This window comes from Nocardia sp. NPDC051756 (genome assembly GCF_040681495.1).
In the GTDB taxonomy this organism is placed as follows: domain Bacteria; phylum Actinomycetota; class Actinomycetes; order Mycobacteriales; family Mycobacteriaceae; genus Nocardia.
Genome location: NZ_JBFAYV010000006.1, coordinates 842265 through 863042, shown reverse-complemented (window position 1 = coordinate 863042; position 20778 = coordinate 842265). Strand labels below are relative to the sequence as shown.

Genomic DNA, 20778 nt, shown 5'->3' with positions numbered 1-20778 from the left:
TCGCGGCTCCACCCGAGAACGCGCAGGTAATCACGACAGGAGGTGTCGTGATTACTTGACAGGCTGGCTCGGCGACCATCGGACGGCCCGATCGGTCACGCCACCAAGGAGCGTCGAGTGAGTTCTGGAGTCAATCCGTGCATCGTGTTCAACGGCAACGCGCGCAGCGCGATGGAGTTCTATCAGGAGGTCTTCGGCGGCGAGCTGGCGGTCGCGACGGTCGCGGACTTCGGCGCACCGGATTCGCCCAACGCGGATCAGGTCATGCACGCGCAGCTCGACACGCAGGCCGGCTACACGCTGATGGGCTGGGACTTCCCGGACGACCGGCCGGACCAGCCGCCCTATCGGCCGGGTAACAACGTGGCGGTCTTCGTCGGCGGCGAGGACGACGAACTCCGCGGCTACTTCGCGAAGCTCGCGGTCGGCGGCACCGTGACGCTGCCCCTCGAAGCGCAGGTGTGGGGCGACGAGGCGGGCTCGCTCGTGGACCGGTTCGGGATCAGTTGGATGTTCAACATCACTTCCCAGCGGCATTGATCGTGCGCCGACTGTAATGCCCTGAGCGGCAGGGAATTCCCCGGACCGGCGACCGTGGTCCAGGGGGTTTGTCGTCCGCGCCGGGGGCGACGCGCCGGTGATCGACTACCCTGGGCGCTGCACTGGAGATTGTCGGATGTGAGGAAGATTTATGGGAAGCGTTGTCCTCGACGTTGTCGCGTTGCTCGCCAATCGTGCGGCGATGTTCTGGAATTGGATGGCCACCGGGTCCTCCGGGTTCCCGCCGCTGTAATGTCGCGATGAACAGTTAGCCGGCGAACGCCCTGGTCTCATGGCCAGGGCGTTCGTGTTTTCGCGGTCAGGTTCGTGATTGCCGTCGGGTTAGGGGTTTTCGCTGTCCATCGGGGTATGTCCCCCGTATGTTGAGCACCGTGAAAACCGCTGGCACGACGCGCCGCACGCCTGGATGGTTCGTTCTCTGGATGGGGCTGGTGACCGCCCTGATCGTGCTGTGCTGCCTAGTCCTGTTCTGGCAGTTGGCCGCTGAAGGCACCTTCCCGATCCAGGTCATTCTCTGGGTGGCGATCGGGATACTCGGCGTAGTCGCGCTGCTCTTCGGACTACTCGGCCTGTTCCGCTACCACTCCTTCTTCTACAGCCTCATCGGACTCGTCGTCATCGGCGTCTTCTGCGCCCTCGTCTGGCAGAACATCCCCGAGACCACCGGCTGGAAACTGTCCCGCAACATCATGCAAAACCAGGCCGCCGACTGCGTCAACCCCGGCCACCGCACCCGCCTCGGCATCTACACCATCACCTACGTCACCCGCCGCGACGGCGGCTGCCTGTTCTATACCGAAGGCGGAGAGTCGAATTCGTCCCGCGGCTTCGCCTACTTCCCCGACGCCGCCCCGCCCTACATCGGCACCCCGACCTCCGGAATCGGATACTCGACGTTCCACGGCAATTGGTACCGATTCACCGAAGAGTCCTGAGCAACAGCGCCACTCAACCGACAGGTCGGCCGTCACCCCCGAGGTAACGGCCGACCTGTCCTATGCGACCAGCATGCCGCCGTCGACGACGATGATTTCGCCGGTTATCCAGGAGCTGGTGGGTTCGGCCAGGCGGGTTATCCAGGGGGTTACGTCGGAGACCTGGCCTATGCGGCCGGTGGGGGCTTTGGCGGCGTAGCCGGTGCGCCATTCGTTTATGGTTTGGGGGGAGATGCCGCCGGTGGCGAGGATGGGGGTTTGGACGTTGCCGGGGGCTACGCCGTTTACGCGGATTCCCTTGGGGCCCAGTTCTACTGCGGCGCTGCGGATGAAGCTGTCGATGGCGGCTTTGCTGGCGCCGTAGACGGATTGTTGGGGGTTGGCCAGGCGGGCGGAGATGCTGGAGACGACGACGATGTTGCCGCCGGGGGAGCGGAGATGGGGAAGTAGCTTGGCGGTCAACAGGATCGGGCCGAAGACGTTGACTTCGAATTGGTGGCGGACGTCGGCGGGGTCGAGGTCGTCGAGGGGGGTGGTGCCGAAGACGCCGGCATTGTGGACGAGGACGTCGAGAGTGCCGCCGCGCGCTTGGACGGCCGCGGCGATGGCGTCGGTGCCTGCCTCGGTGGCGACGTCGGCGACCAGCGGGATCACCGCCGGGTGCAAGGCGGCGACCTCATCGAGTGGCTCGGGGCGGCGGCCGGTGATGGTTACGCTGGCCGCGCCCTGTTCGGCGAACGCCAGCGCCGCCGCCCGGCCGATTCCGGTGCCCCCGCCGGTGACGACGATGTGCTGCTCCGCGAACGTCTTTTCGGACAATGCCCTGCCTCCCTGTTTGTCGGCCGGCGATCCGTGCCGACCTCGCGTTGTCGGCAACACGAGGTAAATGCCGCGCATTCCGGGCGGCGGACAACCCCTGGTCGCGGGGCTTTCGTTGACGATCGTGGTCAACGGACGCGAGCGGTGGCAACCTCGCTGATCGCGACAGGCAGCGTGGGCCGGCGAATCGCCTGGTCGGGAGCGGGTCGGAATTCCGCTGGTCGATGACGTGTTGCCAGGACGTGTGACGAAAGCTGGAATGAACGTACTTGTCGTGTACGCGCACCCGAAGCCCGACTCACTCACCGGGGCGCTGAAAGACGTTGCGGTGCAACAGTTACGGGCGGACGGCCACGAGGTCCGGATCAGTGATCTGTATGCGATGGGGTGGAAGGAGCAGGCAGATGCCGACGACTTCGGCGCGGTCGAGGAGGCCAATTTCATGTTGGCCTCCGGCGAGGCCTATCGGGCCGGGACGCTGAGTCCGGATATCCGCGCCGAACAGGAGAAACTCCTGTGGGCCGACACTGTGCTGCTGCACTTTCCGCTGTGGTGGTTCAGCATGCCCGCGATCCTGAAGGGTTGGGTGGATCGGGTTCTCACCTGCGGTTTCGCCTACGGCGCGGGTGGCACGGCTATCCCGCGGTACGGCGCGGGCGTATTGGCGGGGCGGCGGGCCATGCTGGTGGTGTCGATCGGCGGCAAGGAACCCTCGTATTCCGATCGCGGAATCAACGGACCGGTCGAGGACCTGCTGTTCCCGATCCAGCACGGGATTCTGTACTACCCGGGCATGGACGTGCTGCCACCGTTCTTGGTACACGGGACGATTCGCGTCGACTCGGACCGCTTCGACGACATCGCCGACGATCTGCGGGCGCGCATCTCGGACCTGGAGAAACTCGAACCGATCCGGTATCGACCGCAGGGCGGTGGTGACTACGACCGACGCCTGCGTCTGGAGGACGGCCGAGAATCACCGGGAGCCAACGGTTTCGGGCTGCACGTCGCTCAAGGCAGCGGTGCCGCGCCACGCTGGGCGAGTAGAACGCCCATGAATCCCGCCTCTTGCCCCTGAGCGTGAATCATCGAACGCGCGGTCTCCTTGACTGGCCCGGACGGCAAGAGTCGATCGGCCTCCTGCGCCATCGCGACCCCACCTTGATGGTGCCGAAACATGAGCTGTAAGAACAGAATCTCGGCATCACGACCGCGGGCGGCGGCGAGGGCATCCAGCTCCGCCATCGTCGCCATCCCCGGCATCAAGGTGTCGGTCGCCTTCTTCTGATCCGGTTGCGCGACCGAATGCTCATGTGGCACAGCCTCACCGGTGTGCATCCACGCCATCGGATGCGTGGGCACCGGTGAGGCGTTGGCCAGGCGCAGCCACCCGAGCATCGTGCCGATCTCGAGCCGCTGCGTGTCCTCGAGCTGCTGCGCCAGCAGCAACACCCCGGAGTCGACGTTGCGGTCGAGCCGCTGCACCATGATCAGCGCCTGCTGATGATGGGCGGTCATATCCTGCACGAACCCGATCTCCACCGCGTTGAGAATCGGTGCAGCCGTGTGGCTTTCCGGCAGGACGAGCGGGCGCAGCGCCGCGCCCAGCACCAGCAGAACGAAACCGAGCGAGACGAGCGCGCCGCCGCGGAACCACCGTGGCATCGCTAGGACCCGACGATCGACTCTTGATCCGCCGGCGGCGAATACACGTCGTTGTCGAGCTGCAACACCATGAATCCGTTGTCCGAGCAGGTGACATACAGCTGCGAGCCACGCCATTCCGGCGGCGACAAGCACCAGTCGGTGGAGACGTCGCCGAAGGCCAGCCGGCCGGTGCGCGGGGTGAGCGCGTCCAACGGATTGAACTGCCCTTCGAGTACCGAGCGAATCGCCAGCGGCGCGCTCATCAACGGCACACCGATGATTGACGCGAGCGCGTGCGGCGAATTCCACAGGCTCAGATTCTGACCGGTCCGGGCGGGCGGGTTGTAGTAGGCGATCTCAAGGATGTTGCGCGGGTCGCGCACATCGAAAACCCGTATGCCGGAAGAGATCCAGCCACACGCCAGCGCCGTCGGGTTGTCCCTGCGGTCGGCGGTGCAGTAGTGCGATTCGTAGGCGAACGCCGAACCGCCCATGGACGAACCGATATTGCTGTCGATGTTCTGCGGCAGGTTGATCTCCAGCTTGATCTTCGCCGCGACCTTCGGGTTGGTGTCATCGGCGATATCGATGAGTTTGACTCCGCCGGAACCACCTTCGTCGACGGTGTAGAGGTAGGGCTTGCCGTCGTAGGTGACCGGGATGCTGTGCTGGGTGGCCCAGCCGTCGGTCCAGAAGACGCGGCCGATGTGCAGCACCTGCGGATTCGGGTCGCGGCGCTGCACCGCGCTGATGTCGAGCACGGTGAATCCGCCGAGGGCGGACAGGTACATGCGGTTGCCATCCGCGCTCACGCCGAACCCGTGCGCCTCGATGCCGGTCAGCCCCTGCCAGACGACGTGCGGGTTGGTCGGATCGGTGAGATCGACGGCGCTGACGAAGCCGGGCGCGATCCCCGAGGCCCAGTAAGTGTTGCCGTCGGGGGAGAAACCGCCCTCGTGCGTCGTAATCGGCAGCGGCATCAGCATATTCGTGCCGGGGCCGGGATTGAGCAGGCGTGGATGCGCGCAGTCGGAGATGTCGTAGACCGACAGGTAGCCGACGCCGGTGCCGACCGGAACGCCGGTGCCGACCAGCAGCTTGCGCGCGGTGTTGACCTTCAGGCTCTCCCAGGTGCCCGCGAGCATGGCGGGTTCGGTGAGGGTGGCGGTCGGGCGCGGGTTCGCCGGGTCCGACACATCCAGCACCTGGACGCCGCGGCCCTCGCTGATCACGTCGCCGGGGAAGAAGGAGCCCATGTAAGAGCAGTGCTCGAAGCTGGTCGAGGTGATGCCCGCGCCGCGGCCGGCGAACCCGCCGACGAACGACATGTTGCAGCGGTAACCCTGGGTGCTGCGGCCACTGTCTCGGTCGGCGGCGGTGACGTCGCCCTGCATGCCGTTCTCCGGCATCGAGCCGGGTCCGCAGTCGGCCCGCGGGACCGAGGTGCGGCCGACGTCGAGGAATTCCTGCACGGCGTTCTGGAGGTCGGACTGTAGATCGGCCGATGCGCTGCTCGGCAGCATCAGCACGGCGGCGAGACCCACCGTGACCAGGGCCAGTGGTTTGAAACGGCGCAAGCTCGTCAGTGAGCGCATCGTCGGGTCCCAACCTTCATCATTAGTTGACCTGTCATCCCTTTGCTGACTGGGACAGCTTAGGGAACTGACTGCATGGTAGTAACAGCCGTTAACTTATGTGAAGGGTTTTGCCGAAATCCGACGAAGTCGGCAGTTCAGTGGCAGTGCACGTGGAAGATCTACGGTCGACCAGGCGAGGTCAGCCGGTGGGCAGTTGCGGCACGTCGTAGGCCAGCAGCTCATCGCAGGCGTCGAGCAGAATCCGGCGTAACTCCGCCGAACGCGCGGCCAGCGCGGACTGGGAGCGGACGTATTCCGCGCGCCCGGAAGGCGTTTCGATCCGCACCGGTTCGTACCCGTACTCAGACAGATCGTACGGACTGGCGCGCATGTCGAGTTCGCGTGCGGCGCAGGCCAGTTCGAAGCAGTCCAGGATGAGCGCCGAGGGGATCAGCGGAACCAGCTTGAAGCTCCACTTGTAGAGGTCCATGTTGGCGTGCAGGCAGCCGGGCTGTTCCCGGGCGACCTGATCGGCGCGGGTCAGCGGCTCGGCGTTGCGGCCGACCGCGTCGGGGGTGAAGAAGCGGAACGCGTCGAAATGGGTGCAGCGCAGCGACATCGACTCGACCACCGCGTCGGTGCCGGCCCGGCCCAGACGCAGCGGAACCTGTTGATGCCGAACGTCATCGGTGCGATACACCATCGCCCATTCGTGCAGCCCGAAGCAGGACAGCTGCGCGGGCCGGGACGCGGTGGCGCGCAACAGGTTCGCCACGAACTCGACGGTGTCGCGGCGGCGTGCGAGGTAGGCCGGGTCCGCCGTGTAATGCGCTTGGGCTGCCACCGGATCGGTGATCCGGTGGTACCCGCGGGCCCCGTCGTATTCGCGCGCGCCGGCCATCCCGATGCCGAACCCGGGATGCCAGCGCCGCAACTGGGCAGGCTTGTGCCCGTAGTAGGTGAACAGGAAATCGATCACCGGATGCGACGAGCCCGCCGCTCGCCGTTCGACATACGGCCCGACCAGGTGATCCACTCGCACGAGATGCTCGGCCGCCCGTGCCCGCCACTGCTCTTCGCTCAATACCGCGACCGTCGACTGCGTACTCATTCGATCAAGCCGACGTTCATTCGATGATCCGGTGCGTCCCGTCGCGGACGGTGCCGACGAACTCTTCCACGAGATCCTCCAACGCCACAATCCCCGTGGTGTTGCCGCGGGTATCCACGACTCGCCCCAGGTGGCTGTTGGTACGCCGCAGCCGCGCGAGCGCCTCGTACAGCGGCGTGTGCATGCTGACCGTCGGCAACGGGCGAATGTCGGTGCGCGGGATAGGCGTTCCCGGCCCGGCGCTCTCGTCGGCGACCTTGTCGAGCACATCCTTGACGTGCATGTACCCGACCAGCGACCCGTCGCTCGCCTGCACCGGATAACGCGAGAAACCGGTTTCGGCAACGGCGGTTTCGATATCGCCGAGCGTGGTTCCGTTGCCGCGCAACGGAACTGTCCGCGTGGTCTCCAGCGTCACCATCACATCGGCCACCACGCGGTCGCTGGTGCCCAATGCCTGGGTCAGCCTGCGGTGCTCCTCTTCGTCGAGCAGCCCTTCCGAGCGCGACTCGCCGATCATCTCCGCGAGTTCCACCGAGGAGACGGTCGCCTGCAACTCGTCCTTCGGCTCGATCCGCAGCAACCGCAGGGTGAGGTTCGCCGCGAGGTTGTAGATCGCGATGAGCGGGCGGGCCAGGCGCAACCACATGAGGTGCACCGGAACCAGCAGCAGCGCACTGCGTTCCGGGCCGGCCAGGGCGATGTTCTTCGGGATCATCTCGCCGAACAGGATGTGCAAGATCACCACGATGGCCAGGGCGATCGCGAAAGCGATGGGGTGCAACAGCTGTTCGGGCATGCCGAGCAGATCGAACGGCCCCTCCAGCAGGTGCGCCACCGCGGGTTCGGCGACCCGGCCGAGCAGGATCGAGCAGATGGTGATGCCGAGCTGCGCGGCGGCCAGCATCATCGACAGGTTCTCGCCCGCGCGAATCACCAGGTCGGCGTTGCGCTTTCCCTGTGCGGCGAGCGCTTCGAGGCGGTCGCGGCGGGCCGAGATCAGCGCGAATTCGGCGGCGACGAAGAACGCGTTGCTGAGCAGCAACACCACGGTGAGCAGCACGCCGAAGAGGTCACCCATGGCTGTGCTCCTGCTCCGGTTCGGCTTGCAGCTGGCGGAACGCGAGGTCGTCCGGGGCGACCGGAATCAGGCGAACCCGGTCGATGCGGCGTCCGTCCATGCGTTCCACCCGGGCGATCCAGCCGCCGGTGGTCGGTTGTTCGTTCGAAGACCATTGCTGCGAGCGCGGATTCGGCAGCACGACCTCGTCGCCGGCCACCGGGATGCGGCCGAGCCGGGTGAGCACGAGTCCGCCGAGCGTCTCGTATTCGCCCTCGGGGGCGTCGTATCCGGTGGCGCGGGAGACCTCGTCGATGCGCAGCAGGCCGGAGCAGTCCCAGCCGTCGGAGACCCGGCGCACGTCGAGTTCTTCCTCGTCGTGCTCGTCGCGGACGTCGCCGAGGATCTCCTCGATGATGTCCTCCATGGTGACGATGCCCGCGGTGCCGCCGTATTCGTCGACGACCAGCGCGACCTGCATGCCGTCGGCACGGATCCGTTCCAGCACCTCGTCGCCGTCCAGGCTGGCCGGCACGATCGGGACCGGGTGGGCCAGCATCTGCAACGGAATCGTGCGGCGCACGTTCGCGGGGTGGGTGAACGCCTGTTTGATGTGCACGACGCCGAGGGTGTTGTCCAGGTCGCCGTCGATCACCGGGAACCGGGAGTAGCCGGTGCGGCGGGCCGCGTCGATGAGGTCGGCGATGGTGTCGAGCTTGTCCAGCGCCTCGATCTTCACCCGCGGGGTCATCAGTTCCTCGGCGCTGCGCTCACCGAATTGCAGCGAGCGGTCGATCACCAGGGCGGTGCGCTGGTCGAGCGCGCCGCGCAGGGCGGACGTGCGGACCAGCGACCCGAGTTCCTGCGGGGACCGCGCGGAACGCAGCTCCTCGGCCGGTTCGACGCCGAGCCGGCGAACGACCCAGTTGGCGGTGTTGTTGAGGAAGTGGATCAACCACTTGAAGATGACCGAGAACGCGACCATCGGGGGTGCCGTGGTGCGCGCGGTGGCCAGCGGCTTGGCGATGGCGATGTTCTTCGGCACCAATTCGCCGTAGATCATCGACAGCGAGGTGGCCAGGACCAGGGCGAGCGCGAGCGAGATGCCGTGCGCCGCGCCCTCGCTCAGTCCGATGCCGCTGAACAGCGGGTCCAGCAGCCGGGCCAGCACGGGCTCGGCGATGTAACCGGTGATCAGCGTGGTGATGGTGATGCCGAGCTGGGCGCCGGACAGCTGGAACGACAGCGTCCGATGAGCCTGCCGCACCATCCTGGCGCGAACGTCACCGTCGCGCGCGTGCGCTTCGACGGTGCTGCGTTCCAGCGCGGTGAGCGAGAATTCGGCGGCGACGAAGAGGGCAGTGCCTGCCGTGAGAGCGATGAATCCCAGCAGGCTGAGGACCGTGAGCGTGACGGACATCGTCAGCACCCGCCGAACGGTATGGGGAACTGGCCGGTGGGATGTGGGGCTGGGGGAAGGAGGACGCCGGGTTTGTCACCCGGCTCGGTAGAGGAGCCCTCCTGTGCTGCGCCCTCGGACGCGGGTGACAACTGGATCCTTTCGCAAGCCGAAGATGTTGGGCCGGAAGACCGGCAACCACTATGTTACCGGCCCATGCGCCGGGTGGCGTTGGCCGGTGGTCGTGCCGTCGCGGGCGTGTCGGAACCCGATCACGCCGGTCTCGGCGGCCGACGTACCGACGCGAGCGGCGGCCGCTCGATCAATAGACCGGGCGGCCGCGAACTCACAAGTGCGGCAACTGGTTACAGCTCACCAACCGCTGGGCAGCGGGCGGCCCTCGGCGAAACCGGCCGCCGACTGCACGCCGAGCACGGCCTTGTCGTGCAACTCGGCCAGGCTGCGCGCGCCCGCGTAGGTGCACGCGCTGCGCACGCCGGAGCAGATGTGGTCGATGAGGTCTTCCACGCCGGGGCGCTCGGGGTCCAGGCGCATGCGCGAGCTGGAGATGCCCTCCTCGAACAGGGCCTTGCGGGCCCGGTCGAAGGCGCTGTCGGTGGCGGTGCGGGCGGCGACGGCGCGCTTGGAGGCCATGCCGAAGCTTTCCTTGTAGGCGTTGCCGTCGCGGTCGGTGCGCAGGTCACCGGGGGATTCGTAGGTGCCGGCGAACCAGGAGCCGATCATCACGTTGGACGCGCCCGCGGCCAGCGCGAGGGCCACGTCGCGGGGGTGCCGCACGCCGCCGTCGGCCCAGATGTGCACGCCGAGCTCCTTGGCCGCGGCGGCGCACTCGGCGACCGCGGAGAACTGCGGGCGGCCGACGCCGGTCATCATCCGGGTGGTGCACATGGCGCCGGGTCCGACGCCGACCTTGATGATGTCGGCGCCCGCGGCGGCCAGGTCGCGAGTGCCCTGCGCGGACACCACGTTGCCCGCGACCAGCGGCACGCCGAGGCCGAGATCGCGGACGGCGCTGAGGGATTCGAGCATCTTGGCCTGGTGGCCGTGCGCGGTGTCCATGACCAGGACGTCGGCGCCGGCGTCGACGAGAGCCTTGGCCTTGGCGACCACGTCACCGTTGATGCCGACCGCGGCGGCGACGCGCAACTGGTTGCGGGCGTCGACGGCGGGCTGGTAGATCCCGGCGCGGACCGAGCCGGTGCGGGTCATCACGCCGGCCAGGGTGCCGTCCTCGGCGGTGAGCACCGCGAGCTGGGCGCGCTTGGTCTCCAGCAATTCGAAGATGTCGCGCGGGGAGGTGCTGGCCGGGGCCTGCACGAAATCGGTGATCGCGACGTCACGCAGCCGGGCGAACCGGTCGACGTCGGTGCACGAGGCCTCGGTGACCACGCCGATCGGACGGCCGGTCTCGTCCACCACGACGACCGCGCCGTGGGCGCGTTTGTGCATCAGGGCGACGGCCTCGGACACCGAATGCTCCGGGCCGAGGATGACCGGGGTGTCGGCGGTGAGCGAGCGGCTCTTGACGAACGCGATGGTGTCGGCGGCCGCGCTGATCGGCAGATCCTGCGGGAGGACCACGATGCCGCCGCGCCGGGCGACCGTCTCGGCCATCCGGCGACCCGCGACCGCGGTCATGTTGGCCACGACGATGGGAATGGTGGTGCCGGACCCGTCGACGGTGGAGAGGTCGACGTCGAACCGCGAGGCGACTTCCGTCCGATTCGGGACGAGGAAGAGGTCGTCGTAGGTCAGGTCATACGGCGGCTGATGGCCAGGGAGAAACTGCACTTAACCGATGATAACCAAGTCCGGGCGGTAGCGCGCAATTCTCCAGCACTCGGCGGAGACGAAGTTCACAGTGGGTGGGGCCTGCGTTGGCTGCGATGACGGGCCGGTTGGGCGGACCACTGCCGCCCCCGATGTCCGGCGTGCCCGCAGCGAACCCGGTCGCGTGGCACGCATGAATTCGCCTGTGGCGCGCAGACCCGCCGGCAATAGTGTCCGCGCCAGGCAAATAATCGCGGCGGGAGCGAACCGGTGCGCGAGCGGGTGGCTGGGGCAGTTCCCTCGCCGGCGATTCGGCGTGTCGGCGACGAAGCGACTCGCATGCATACGATTCGCCTGAGCGGCCGGCCGGCAATGTCTTGCGCGCCAAGGTAAGTGACCGCGCGGCCCGCGTCCGTTGGCGCTCGTGTCCGCTTGGCGCGGTCTGCATTGTCGGGCGGGGAGGGCGCGGCGGTTGGGTCAGGTGGCGGCTTGGGCGCGGGAGAGGCGGATTGTGGTGGCGCACATGACGATCACTGCCAGGGCGGTGATAACGAGGCCGAAGGTGTTGGTGCGGAAGCGTTCGTCGAGAACGGTGACGCCGATGAAGGCGGCGGCGAGGGGTTCGGCGATGGTGACGGCCGGTAGTGAAGCCGAGAGCGGTCCGGCTTGGAACGCACGCTGTTGCAGGTAGACACCAGTGATACCGGCGGCGACGAGGGCCCAGGTCTGCCAGCTGCCGAGTACTTCGCCGAGGCCGTGTTCGAACAACGAGGTGACGTAGGAGGTCAGCGCGGCGGCCAAGCCGTAGAGGGAACCGCTTGCGGCGCCGAGGAGTAGGGCACGCCGGCCGGGGTCGGCGCTGCTGCCGCCGACGATCGTGGCCGCGGCGATGAGGGCGACCAGGATGATCAGCGGAAGCAGCCAATCATCCAGGGGCGCATTGGTATTACCCTCGGAGGGATTGCCGACGACGAGGAAACAGACCAGCGCTGCGACGAGTGCCAGCGCGGTTGCCCAGGTGCGGGCGGTGATCCGGCGGCCGTTGAGTCTGGCCGCGAGCGGTAGGGCGAAGACCAACGCACTCACCAGGATTGGCTGCACCAGCAGTACCGCGCCCAACGCGAGCGCGGCGACCTGCATCGCGTATCCGCCGATATCGCCGACGATTCCGGCCCACCAGCGTGGGTTGCGCAGCAGTGCGCGAACGAGCGAGTCATCCTCGGGGACGGCCGCTGCCGCGCGCTGCTGCGCGACCGCCGCCACCGCGAAGAACAGCGCCGCCACCAGTGCGCAGACGATCGCGCCCACGGGATGGTTGGACACGACCGTCAGTTTGCCCCACGATTGCGGGTCCCCGGCGCGTGCTCCGGGCGCACGGCGCGTCGCCGTGCATTCCCGGGCGTGTCGCCGCTGGTCGCGCCGCCCGAGCGGCCGGATCCGCGTGCGGCACCCGATGGCCCGACCTTCGTCACACCCGTACCGCGTGTTCCGCCCCCGGTGCCGCTGTTCGCCGCACCTGCCCCGCGTGTCCCGGCTCCGGTGCTGCCGCTTCCCGAACCTGCCCCGCGTGCGCCGCCGGACCCCGCGCCGGAACCGCGCCCGCTCGTGGCGGACTTCGACGAGCCCGTGTCCCGCGAGGAGCCTTTGATGGACCCGTCTTTCCGGCGTTCACTCGCCGAGGCCTCCGCCCGCACGGGCGCACCGCCACCGCGAGTCTCCGTCGACCGCCGCCCCGAACCACCACGCCGCCGACCGGTCCCCGCCTTCGAAGTGCCTTCCGCCACAGGCTGCTTCGGCGGCGCGGGCGCGGCCACCGGAATCCCCGACGGCTGCCGCGCGCCGGTGATCTCGATCAACCGCCGATCCCCGGGCTGCACCTCGACGCCGACGATCTCGACGCCCGCCTTGCGGGTCATCGCCTCGACCTCGCGCCGCTCCTCGTCCATCACCAGCGTGACGACCACCCCGTCCTCACCGGCCCGCGCGGTCCGCCCGGCCCGATGCAGATACGCCTTGGACTCCGCCGGCGGATCGACGTGCACCACAAGGGAAATGTTGTCGACGTGAATGCCGCGTGCCGCGACATCGGTGGTCACCAGCACCGGAATCGAACCGTCGGCGAACGCCGCCAACGTGCGCGTCCGGTTGTTCTGCGCCTTGCCGCCGTGCAGCGCGCCGGTCGCGATGCCGGCCCCGCGCAACTGCTTCGCCAGCCGATCGGCCCCGTGTTTGGTGCGCACGAACATGATGGTCAGCCCGTCTCGCGCGGCGATCTCGGCGGCGACGGCCCGCTTGGCCAGCTTGTCGCGCACGAAGAGCAGGTGGTGGGTCATCGTGGTGACCGACGCGGACGCGGGCGCGGTGGAATGGGTGACGGGGGAGCGCAGGTAGCGCTTGACCAGCTTGTCCACCTCGCCGTCCAGCGTGGCCGAGAACAGCAGGCGCTGACCGTCTTTCGGCGTCTGATCGAGCAGCTTGGTGACCTGCGGCAGGAAGCCCATGTCGGCCATGTGATCGGCCTCGTCCAGCGCGGTGATCTGCACGTCGCCGAGCCCGGCGGAACCCTGGGCGATCAGGTCGGCGAGTCGTCCCGGCGTGGCGATCAGCAGGTCGACACCGCGCGCGAGCCGCTCGGCCTGTCGCCGGATCGGCGCGCCGCCGACCACGGACGCGACCCGCAGGCCGACCGCGAGCGCGGGCGCGTCCAGTGCGCGTTCGATCTGCGCGGCCAGCTCGCGGGTCGGCACCAGCACCAGACCACGCGGGCGGCCCGGCTTGGTCGACCCGGTGGCCAGCCGGGTGAGCATGGGCAGCCCGAAGGCCAGCGTCTTGCCGGAACCCGTCGGTCCGCGGCCGAGCACATCCTTGCCCGCCAGCACATCCGGAATGGTCGCGGCCTGGATCGGGAACGGTGCCTCGATGCCGTCGTTGCGCAGTGCTTGCACGAGCACGGCGGGCAGGCCCAGGTCCATGAAGGTCACGGGCGCAGCGGCGACAGGCGTCGAGGGGGTCACGGGTGGTGTGTGCCTTTCGTAAGACGACGCGCTCGGGCTGGTGAGCGCGCTGTTCGGTGGTTCGGCGACCGGCTCGGTGCGCCGCGCGCCGCGACGGAATCAGGGTGCGGCGCGAAAAGGCGAGGAGGCCGGCCGGGTAGCAGGCCAAGTGTTCAGGATACGTCCTACGACTGTCTAGCTGCGGAAGAGTCGGCCCAGCTCGACGAGCCAGGGCACCGCGACGGCCATGGTCGGCACGACGAGAATGGCGGCCGAACCGAGGTAGGCGGCGCTGGCGACCCGGACGTCGCCGATCCGCCCGGTCAGGCGCTGGATGCGAATCAGGGTGGTCGGCCCGCCCGCGGCGAGCGCACCCTGCGGCGCGGTGGATTTCGAGCAGGCGACGAGGGCGCGGGCCAGCGGCTTCGGGCCGGTCACCTTGACCGCGGAGTCGTCGGCGAGCAATTCGATGAGCAGTTTCACCGAACCGAGCGCGGCCTTGCTCCGGACGAATCGTGGAAACGCTTCGTGCACAGCGGTAAACGCTTCCAGCACAAGGTCGTGCCGGGCTCGCAGGTGCGAGCGTTCGTGGCTGACGATCGCGGTGATCTCGGCGTCGTCGAGGTTGGTCAGCGTGCCCTCGCTGATCACCACGCGCTGGCGCAGGCCGGGTAGGCAGTAGGCGATCGGCTCGGTCGCGGCGAGCACCCGGATGTCCGAGGCGCGCCGGCGCGGACCGCTCTGATCGAGCAGGTCGACCAGCATCCGATGCCGCGCCCGGCGCCGCCGCGTGTGCACGCCGACCCGCACGATGGCGTAGCAGAGCCGCGCACCGACCAGCAGCGTCAACGCGAACACGAAGACGTAGGCCAACCACAGCGGCAACCCGAGCGCGTCGATCTCGCGCGTGGGCTGGGTGGTCGGCCGACCGTCGGGACCCGGCACCAGCAGCTCGGCGGCGATGGCCAACCCGGACCCGAACGCGCTGAGCACGGCGGCCAGCGCGATGGCCTGCCAGAGCACGAGCGCGGCGCGGGGCGTCCGGTAAGTCCAGGTCGCCCGGCTGAGCAGGGCCGGGGCAGGCCCCGCGAGAAGCAATGCGAGTCCGGCGAATACCGGCGCGGTTGCGTTCATCGACTCAGCTCACTGCGTTGGGGGCAAGGTCGCGAGGAGTCTACTGCGGGGGCGGCGTGTCCTCGGTTGCTTCGAGCTTAGCGAGTGCCTCCCGCAAGGCGTCAGCCTCATCCTTGCCGACCTGTTCCACGAAGTGCACCAGCGCGGCGGCGCGGCTGCCCGCGGCGTCGGCCTGTTGCAGTGCGTCCACCATGAGGCTGGCGACCAATTCATCCCGGGTGTGCACCGGCGCGTAGCGATGAGCGCGGTCGTCGCGCTGCTGGACCACGAGATTCTTCTTCGCGAGTCGTTGCAGCACCGTCATCACCGTGGTGTACGCGAGCTCGCGGCGTGCGGCCAATGCCTCGTGCACCTGCCGGACTGTCTGCGGTTCATCGGTCGACCACAACTGGTCCATGACCGCTTTCTCGAGTTCACCAAGTCCTGCCATCCCACAATTTTACGGACTCAACGACGCGCATGCGTACTACAGGGTGTCGTAACTATGGAATAGCTGGTGTGTCATTTGTCATAGCGGCGCGGATTCGGGCATGACGGGCCCGCCTGCCTTGCCCATGACGTGCCGTGTTCCGATCGGCACCACCATCGGCCTGCCGGAGACCGGATCCTCCAGAACCGAGGCGTCGAGGTCGAAAACCTCGCGCAGCAACTCGACGGTGATGATGTCGGCGGGACGGCCCTGCGCGACGATCCGTCCGTCGCGCATGACGATCAGTTCGTCGCTGTAGCGGATGGCCAGATTGAGGTCGTGCAGCACCATCACCACGGTGCGTCCGAGTTCGGCGTGCAGCCGGTCGACCAGGTCGAGCACGTCGACGGCATGCGCGAGGTCGAGATAGGTGGTCGGCTCGTCGAGCAGCAGGATGTCGGTGCCCTGGGCCAGGGCCATGGAGATCCAGGCGCGCTGGCGTTGACCGCCGGAGAGTTCGTCGAGCGCGCGGTCGGCCAGGTCGGCGATGCCGGTCTGGGCGAGCGCGGACATCACCTCATCCTCGTCGGCGGCCGACCACTGGCGGAACCAGGACTGATGCGGATGCCGCCCGCGCGCCACCAGATCGGCGACGGTGAGTCCCTCCGGCGCGACCGGCGCCTGCGGCAGCATGCCGATCACCTGGGCCACGTCCTTGGTCTTCATGGTCGAAATGGCCTTGCCATCCAACAACACTCGGCCCTGCTGCGGACGCAGCAGCCGGCCGAGCGAACGCAGCAGGGTGGACTTGCCGCAGCCGTTCGGGCCGATCACCGTGGTGATCACGCCGGGCGCGATGTCGAGGGTGAGTCCGTCGATGATCACCCGGTCGCCATAGGCGAGCGTGACGTCGTCGGCGGCGAGCCGGCCGGGCTCCGGCGCCGCGTTGGTCGCGGTGTCCGTGGTCGTCACAGCGTCGCCTTCCGATTCATTCGCACGAGCAGATAGAGCAGGAACGGTCCGCCGAACGCCGCGGTCACGATGCCCACCGGCAGGTCCACCGGGAAGATCGTGCGCGACGCGATATCCGCGCCGACCACCAGGATGGCGCCGACGAGGGCCGAACCGATGAGGGGTTCACCGGGGGTGCGCAGCAGCCGCCGGGCGATCTGCGGCGCGGCCAGCGCGACGAAGCTCACCGGGCCGACCGCCGCGGTCGCCACCGAGGCGCCGATCACCGCCGAGCCGATCAGGATCGCCTGCTGGGTCTGGATTTTCACGCCGAGCGAGCGGGTGGTGTCGGCGCCCAGCCGCAGCGCGGCCAGGGTGCGGGCCGAGCCGAGTGCCACGACCACGACCACGGCCAGCGCGAATGCCGCGGGGAGCAAACCGGATCGATCGGCGTTGTTCAGTGATCCGCTGAGCCACAACTGCGCTCGTTGCGCGTCCTGCAAGGTTGCACGGGTGAGCAGCCAGCTGATGCCGGCGATCAGCACCGCGTTCAGGCCGACCCCGATCAGGACCAGGCGCAGTCCGGTGACGCCGCGATCGCCGGTCGGGCTGCGTCCCCAAGCCAGCAGATAGATCGCCGCGGCGGTGAGGAGCCCGCCCGCGAGCGCCGCCAATGGCGCGCCGAAGGTCGCCAGCATTCCGGTTCCGCCGCCGCCGACGACCACCACGACCGCGCCGAGGCTGGCGCCGGAGGTGATGCCGAGCATGTCCGGCGCGGCCAACGGGTTGTGCAGGATGGACTGGGTGATCGCGCCCGCAAGTCCGAGCGCCGCGCCGACGACCACCGCGGTGAGCGCGCGCGGCAGCCGGGAGTCGAGCACGATGAATCGCTGGGATCTGGTTCCGCCGCCGGTCAATACGTCGATCACCCGGCCCAGCGGGATGTGCGATTCGCCGGTGGCGATGTCCAGACAGAACAGCAGCAGCAACAATGCGGCCAGTGCAACGACGATGAACACCATCACCGGACGCAGCACCACCGACACCGGACCGACCCGCAGCGCCGGTCGCACACCCTCGGTCTTCAGCAACGCGGTCACAGGCTCACCAACTTCCGTCGCCGCACGAACGCGATGAAGAACGGCGCGCCGATCACCGCCAGCATCACCCCGACCTGCAATTCGCCGGGCCTGGCCACGACCCGTCCGAGGATATCGGCGAGCATCAGCAAGATCGCGCCGATCAACCCGGAATAGGGGACCAGCCAGCGATAGTCCGGTCCGGTGATGAACCGCGCGACGTGCGGCACTACCAATCCGAGGAACGCGATCGGCCCGACCGCCGCGGTCGCCGCGCCGGACAGCAGCACGATCGACGCCAGCCCGAGCGCGCGACTGCGCCCGATATTGACCCCGAGCCCGCGCGCGACATCATCCCCGAGGCTCAGCAGATTCAAACCGGGCGAGGCGATCACCGCGAGCAGCACGCCGAGCGTCAGGAATGGCAGTACCTGCCAGAACACCGTCACATCGCGGCCGGCGACCGTGCCGACCACCCAGAATCGGTAGGTGTCCAGCGCCGCGGGATCCAGCAGCACAATGGCATTCGTCATCGCCTGCAAAAATGCGGAGACTGCCGCGCCGGCCAGCACCAGGCTCAGCGGACTCGCCTTGCCGCCGCCGACGGCCGACGCGCTGAACACCACGATGCCCGCGATCAGCGCCCCGGCGAAGGCGAACCAGATGTACTGCTCCGGCGTGGTGAACGCGAACAGATACATGCTCAGCGCCGCGAGGAAGGCCGCGCCCGCGTTCAAGCCGAGCAGTCCGGCGTCGGCGAGCGGGTTGCGCGTGTAGCCCTGGATCAGCGCGCCGGCGATGCCGAGCGCGAGCCCGGTGACCAGCGCCAGCGCCGTGCGCGGCAGCCGGAGTCCACGTACGATCTCCTCGGCGGTGGAACCGGCCGGGCAGTTGAACGGCCCGCCCTGGCAGGCGAGCGCGTTGTGCACGGCGTCGTAGACGGTGCCCGGCGACAGCGACCTGGTCCCGATCGCCACACTCGCGACGACGGTGAGCAGCAGCAGGACGGCCAGCAGGAAAAGGCCGGACAGACGTCGCCGCCGTAGGTTGCCGAGCATGGTCACGGTGACGAACTACTCCTGAGATTCGTTGTAGCAGAGAACCGGTTGGTCTGGTAAGCCTAACCTATCTTGCGGTACGCACCGCTACGGCCAATCCTCGAGGAGGTTCGATGCCCGAGCTCATGACCACCCGTCCGCCGCGCCATAACCAGCTGGCGTTCGACCGCACATGTGACAGGTTGCGTGCGCTGCAACCTGAGCATCCGCGGGTGTATGCGGTGGCGGCGATGGTCGAGCAGGGCAAGCGCCGATGGTGGCGGCTGGCCGACGGGGTACGCGAGGGTCGGATCGAACGGATGTATCGCCGGCATGCCGCGGAGATGATCCGGGCCGATGTCGCGGCGGAGGTGGTGGCGACCGCGTTGATCCACGCCGTGGTCGGTCGGGTGATCGCGCTGCTGGTGGCCGAGGGGCGCGCCTGGGACCCGGGCCTGGAGAACCTCTGGATCCACACCGACAACGACGGCGGCATCGACTGGGCGGGCTTGGGCGACACCACGATTCGCGTGCTCGACGGCGATCCGCTGGCCGAGGAGTCCGGCGCGGTGAGCCTGCCGTGTGAGGGCGCGATGTACGTCTGGCTCGCGCATCGCTGCGAGCCCTCGCTGGCGCTGATCCAGTCGAGCATGGCCCGCTACTCGGGGCTGAGCGCGCGCCGGTTCTGGTTGCTCGTCGGCGAGTCCATCGCGGGCGCTTCGACTTACGTGCCAGACCTGGCCGGCACCGACGCGGTGGTCGGCACCCGCCGTGGTCAAGGCCTGTTGGCGGCACTGGAACAGCGCGGATTGCCGGTTCGTCGCGCGACGGCCTTGCTTAGTTAGGTAAGCCTGACCTATACTCATAACCGGCGTTAGGATTGGTCGAGAGTCCCGAGGGCTGCGGTGACCCCCGATCCATGCCGCGGTGGGCCCCGCTTCTAGCAGTGGGGCCCACCGCTTTGTCTTCCGGGCGGGATCAACTGAGCCAGCGGTAATCGGCCCCGAGTCGCTGTGCAAAAGTGGACCACATGACAGATCAGCAGACCCCGCCCGCCGACTGGCTGGCGACGATCACGCCCGAGCAGATGACCAAGGTCAGCGAAGGCACGTTCAGCGACCTGATCGGCCTGCGCTACACCGAGATCAGCCCGGACCGGGTGCGCGGCGAATGGACCGTCAAGCCGCACCTGTACCAGCCCGCGGGCCTGCAGAACGGTGGCGTCTGCTGCACCGTCGTCGAAACGCTCGCCAGCGTCGCGGGCGGGGTCTGGTACGGCGACCGGGGCTCGGTCGTCGGGGTGAACAACAACACCGACTTCCTGCGCGCGGTCCGCGACGGCAACCTGTACGGCGAGGCGACCCCGATCCATCGCGGCGGCATGCAGCAGCTGTGGCAGGTGGTGATCACCGACGAGCAGGAACGGGTGATCGCGCGCGGTCAGGTCCGGTTGCAGAACCTGCCCGTCCGGCGCTGACCAGGCGCGCTCGTCCCGCGTTCCCGGAACGGTCGTGCCAGAATGACCGTCACCCATTCACCCGACCCGGCGAGGAGCCCGGATGCGATTGTCGCCGCATGAGCAGGAACGCCTGCTGCTGAGCTACGCGGCCGAGCTGGCCCGGCGCAGGCAGGCGCGCGGGCTCAAGCTCAACCATCCGGAAGCGGTGGCGCTGATCAGCGATCACGTGCTCGAGGGCGCGCGCGACGGCCGCTCGGTCGCCGAGCTGATGTCTTCGGGGCGAACGGTTCTCACCCGCGCCGACGTGATGGAAGGGGTGCCGGAGATGATCCACGACGTACAGGTCGAGGCCACGTTTCCGGACGGCACCAAGCTGGTCACCGTCCACCATCCGATCGGCTAGGAGACCTGGATGAGCGAGCAGCGCGAAGTGGCCGAGGCGGTGCCCGAGGCCGAAACTCCGGTGGGCGACGACCCCCGTCCACGCATGATTCCCGGTGAATACCTCTGTGCCGAGGGCACTATCGAGCTGAACGCCGGTGCCGAGCGAATCGAACTCGACGTGGTCAACACCGGCGACCGCCCCGTGCAGGTCGGCAGCCACGTGCACTTCCCGCAGTCCAACGCCGCGCTGCGCTTCGACCGCGCCGCCGCGCACGGTCACCGGCTCGATATCCCCGCGGGCACCGCGGTGCGCTTCGAACCCGGCCTGGGCCAACGCGTTTCGCTGGTCCCCCTCGGCGGCACCCGCGAGGTCCACGGCATCAGCCTGCCGCCCCCCGGCCACCTGGACGAGACGCAGTGACCATGCAGAGC

General features: G+C 68.3%; 21 protein-coding genes. 7 read left to right on the top strand and 14 right to left on the bottom strand.

Annotated elements, in window-relative coordinates; translation table 11 throughout:
• Positions 1-117 precede the first annotated feature (117 nt).
• On the top strand, positions 118-540 hold the full coding sequence (locus AB0M22_RS30155; protein WP_364733945.1) for a VOC family protein: 423 nt from the start codon (positions 118-120) through the stop codon (positions 538-540).
• A gap of 443 nt (positions 541-983) precedes the next feature.
• Positions 984-1496 (top strand): hypothetical protein, encoded by a 513-nt coding sequence (locus AB0M22_RS30150; protein WP_364733942.1) that lies wholly within the window; start codon positions 984-986, stop codon positions 1494-1496.
• A 60-nt stretch (positions 1497-1556) separates the two neighbouring features.
• Here the strand turns inward: AB0M22_RS30150 and AB0M22_RS30145 are convergent, their stop codons facing one another.
• Entirely contained in the window at positions 1557-2315 is a 759-nt protein-coding gene (locus AB0M22_RS30145) for an SDR family oxidoreductase (RefSeq protein ID WP_364733939.1), read from the bottom strand.
• 259 nt (positions 2316-2574) lie between these two features.
• On the opposite strand from AB0M22_RS30145, the gene AB0M22_RS30140 reads away from it, so the two are divergent.
• On the top strand, positions 2575-3393 hold the full coding sequence (locus AB0M22_RS30140) for an NAD(P)H-dependent oxidoreductase (protein ID WP_364733936.1): 819 nt from the start codon (positions 2575-2577) through the stop codon (positions 3391-3393).
• On the opposite strand, the gene AB0M22_RS30135 is transcribed toward AB0M22_RS30140, so the two are convergent.
• The 13 genes from AB0M22_RS30135 to AB0M22_RS30075 form a co-directional block, all read right to left on the bottom strand.
• Positions 3327-3980 (bottom strand): DUF305 domain-containing protein, encoded by a 654-nt coding sequence (locus tag AB0M22_RS30135; RefSeq protein WP_364733933.1) that lies wholly within the window; start codon positions 3978-3980, stop codon positions 3327-3329. The two genes, AB0M22_RS30140 and AB0M22_RS30135, sit on opposite strands and share 67 nt — an antisense overlap.
• A 2-nt stretch (positions 3981-3982) precedes the next feature.
• Positions 3983-5557, bottom strand: a complete 1575-nt coding sequence (locus AB0M22_RS30130; RefSeq protein WP_364733930.1) for a hypothetical protein — start codon at positions 5555-5557, stop codon at positions 3983-3985.
• Between the two features lie 181 nt (positions 5558-5738).
• Positions 5739-6650, bottom strand: coding sequence for a 3-methyladenine DNA glycosylase (locus tag AB0M22_RS30125; protein ID WP_364733927.1), 912 nt, complete (start codon positions 6648-6650; stop codon positions 5739-5741).
• Positions 6651-6666: 16 nt separating this feature from the next.
• Entirely contained in the window at positions 6667-7731 is a 1065-nt protein-coding gene (locus AB0M22_RS30120) for a hemolysin family protein (protein WP_364733924.1), read from the bottom strand.
• The gene (locus AB0M22_RS30115) at positions 7724-9130 is read right to left on the bottom strand and encodes a hemolysin family protein (RefSeq protein WP_364734063.1); all 1407 of its coding nucleotides are present in this window, start codon (positions 9128-9130) and stop codon (positions 7724-7726) included. The genes AB0M22_RS30120 and AB0M22_RS30115 overlap by 8 nt, the downstream gene beginning before the upstream one ends.
• Positions 9131-9481: 351 nt before the next feature.
• Positions 9482-10921 (bottom strand): GuaB1 family IMP dehydrogenase-related protein, encoded by a 1440-nt coding sequence (locus AB0M22_RS30110; RefSeq protein ID WP_364733921.1) that lies wholly within the window; start codon positions 10919-10921, stop codon positions 9482-9484.
• Between the two features lie 456 nt (positions 10922-11377).
• Positions 11378-12223: a DMT family transporter gene (locus AB0M22_RS30105; RefSeq protein ID WP_364733918.1), complete on the bottom strand. Its 846-nt coding sequence runs from the start codon at positions 12221-12223 to the stop codon at positions 11378-11380.
• Positions 12224-12228: 5 nt separating this feature from the next.
• Positions 12229-13872: a DEAD/DEAH box helicase gene (locus AB0M22_RS30100; RefSeq protein WP_364734060.1), complete on the bottom strand. Its 1644-nt coding sequence runs from the start codon at positions 13870-13872 to the stop codon at positions 12229-12231.
• Positions 13873-14088: 216 nt separating this feature from the next.
• Positions 14089-15027, bottom strand: a complete 939-nt coding sequence (locus AB0M22_RS30095) for a M56 family metallopeptidase (protein WP_150401656.1) — start codon at positions 15025-15027, stop codon at positions 14089-14091.
• Between the two features lie 40 nt (positions 15028-15067).
• Positions 15068-15457: a BlaI/MecI/CopY family transcriptional regulator gene (locus AB0M22_RS30090; RefSeq protein WP_150401655.1), complete on the bottom strand. Its 390-nt coding sequence runs from the start codon at positions 15455-15457 to the stop codon at positions 15068-15070.
• A 78-nt stretch (positions 15458-15535) separates the two neighbouring features.
• Positions 15536-16408, bottom strand: a complete 873-nt coding sequence (locus tag AB0M22_RS30085; protein WP_364733913.1) for an ABC transporter ATP-binding protein — start codon at positions 16406-16408, stop codon at positions 15536-15538.
• Positions 16405-17487, bottom strand: coding sequence for an iron chelate uptake ABC transporter family permease subunit (locus tag AB0M22_RS30080; RefSeq protein ID WP_364733910.1), 1083 nt, complete (start codon positions 17485-17487; stop codon positions 16405-16407). Before AB0M22_RS30080 ends, AB0M22_RS30085 begins: the two co-directional genes overlap by 4 nt.
• Positions 17484-18530 (bottom strand): iron ABC transporter permease, encoded by a 1047-nt coding sequence (locus AB0M22_RS30075; RefSeq protein WP_364733907.1) that lies wholly within the window; start codon positions 18528-18530, stop codon positions 17484-17486. The genes AB0M22_RS30080 and AB0M22_RS30075 overlap by 4 nt, the downstream gene beginning before the upstream one ends.
• A 107-nt stretch (positions 18531-18637) precedes the next feature.
• On the opposite strand from AB0M22_RS30075, the gene AB0M22_RS30070 reads away from it, so the two are divergent.
• The 4 genes from AB0M22_RS30070 to AB0M22_RS30055 all read left to right on the top strand — a co-directional run bounded on the left by AB0M22_RS30070 (position 18638) and on the right by AB0M22_RS30055 (position 20767).
• Positions 18638-19348, top strand: coding sequence for a hypothetical protein (locus AB0M22_RS30070; protein ID WP_364733905.1), 711 nt, complete (start codon positions 18638-18640; stop codon positions 19346-19348).
• Between the two features lie 242 nt (positions 19349-19590).
• Positions 19591-19980, top strand: a complete 390-nt coding sequence (locus tag AB0M22_RS30065; protein WP_364734057.1) for a PaaI family thioesterase — start codon at positions 19591-19593, stop codon at positions 19978-19980.
• 82 nt (positions 19981-20062) lie between these two features.
• Positions 20063-20365: an urease subunit gamma gene (locus tag AB0M22_RS30060; protein WP_107656465.1), complete on the top strand. Its 303-nt coding sequence runs from the start codon at positions 20063-20065 to the stop codon at positions 20363-20365.
• Between the two features lie 84 nt (positions 20366-20449).
• A complete protein-coding gene (locus AB0M22_RS30055; RefSeq protein ID WP_364734054.1) occupies positions 20450-20767 on the top strand; it encodes an urease subunit beta in 318 nt (105 codons plus the stop codon).
• Positions 20768-20778 lie beyond the last annotated feature (11 nt).

Bases quoted from the DNA above. Each gene is read 5' to 3' on its own strand.
- AB0M22_RS30150 (WP_364733942.1), top strand. From the start codon at position 984: ATGGGGCTGGTGACCGCCCTGATCGTGCTGTGCTGCCTAGTCCTGTTC.
- AB0M22_RS30140 (WP_364733936.1), top strand. From the start codon at position 2,575: ATGAACGTACTTGTCGTGTACGCGCACCCGAAGCCCGACTCACTCACC.
- AB0M22_RS30135 (WP_364733933.1), bottom strand. From the start codon at position 3,980: ATGCCACGGTGGTTCCGCGGCGGCGCGCTCGTCTCGCTCGGTTTCGTT.
- AB0M22_RS30130 (WP_364733930.1), bottom strand. From the start codon at position 5,557: ATGCGCTCACTGACGAGCTTGCGCCGTTTCAAACCACTGGCCCTGGTC.
- AB0M22_RS30125 (WP_364733927.1), bottom strand. From the start codon at position 6,650: ATGAGTACGCAGTCGACGGTCGCGGTATTGAGCGAAGAGCAGTGGCGG.
- AB0M22_RS30120 (WP_364733924.1), bottom strand. From the start codon at position 7,731: ATGGGTGACCTCTTCGGCGTGCTGCTCACCGTGGTGTTGCTGCTCAGC.
- AB0M22_RS30115 (WP_364734063.1), bottom strand. From the start codon at position 9,130: ATGTCCGTCACGCTCACGGTCCTCAGCCTGCTGGGATTCATCGCTCTC.
- AB0M22_RS30100 (WP_364734060.1), bottom strand. From the start codon at position 13,872: ATGGACCTGGGCCTGCCCGCCGTGCTCGTGCAAGCACTGCGCAACGAC.
- AB0M22_RS30095 (WP_150401656.1), bottom strand. From the start codon at position 15,027: ATGAACGCAACCGCGCCGGTATTCGCCGGACTCGCATTGCTTCTCGCG.
- AB0M22_RS30090 (WP_150401655.1), bottom strand. From the start codon at position 15,457: ATGGCAGGACTTGGTGAACTCGAGAAAGCGGTCATGGACCAGTTGTGG.
- AB0M22_RS30070 (WP_364733905.1), top strand. From the start codon at position 18,638: ATGCCCGAGCTCATGACCACCCGTCCGCCGCGCCATAACCAGCTGGCG.
- AB0M22_RS30065 (WP_364734057.1), top strand. From the start codon at position 19,591: ATGACCAAGGTCAGCGAAGGCACGTTCAGCGACCTGATCGGCCTGCGC.
- AB0M22_RS30060 (WP_107656465.1), top strand. From the start codon at position 20,063: ATGCGATTGTCGCCGCATGAGCAGGAACGCCTGCTGCTGAGCTACGCG.
- AB0M22_RS30055 (WP_364734054.1), top strand. From the start codon at position 20,450: ATGATTCCCGGTGAATACCTCTGTGCCGAGGGCACTATCGAGCTGAAC.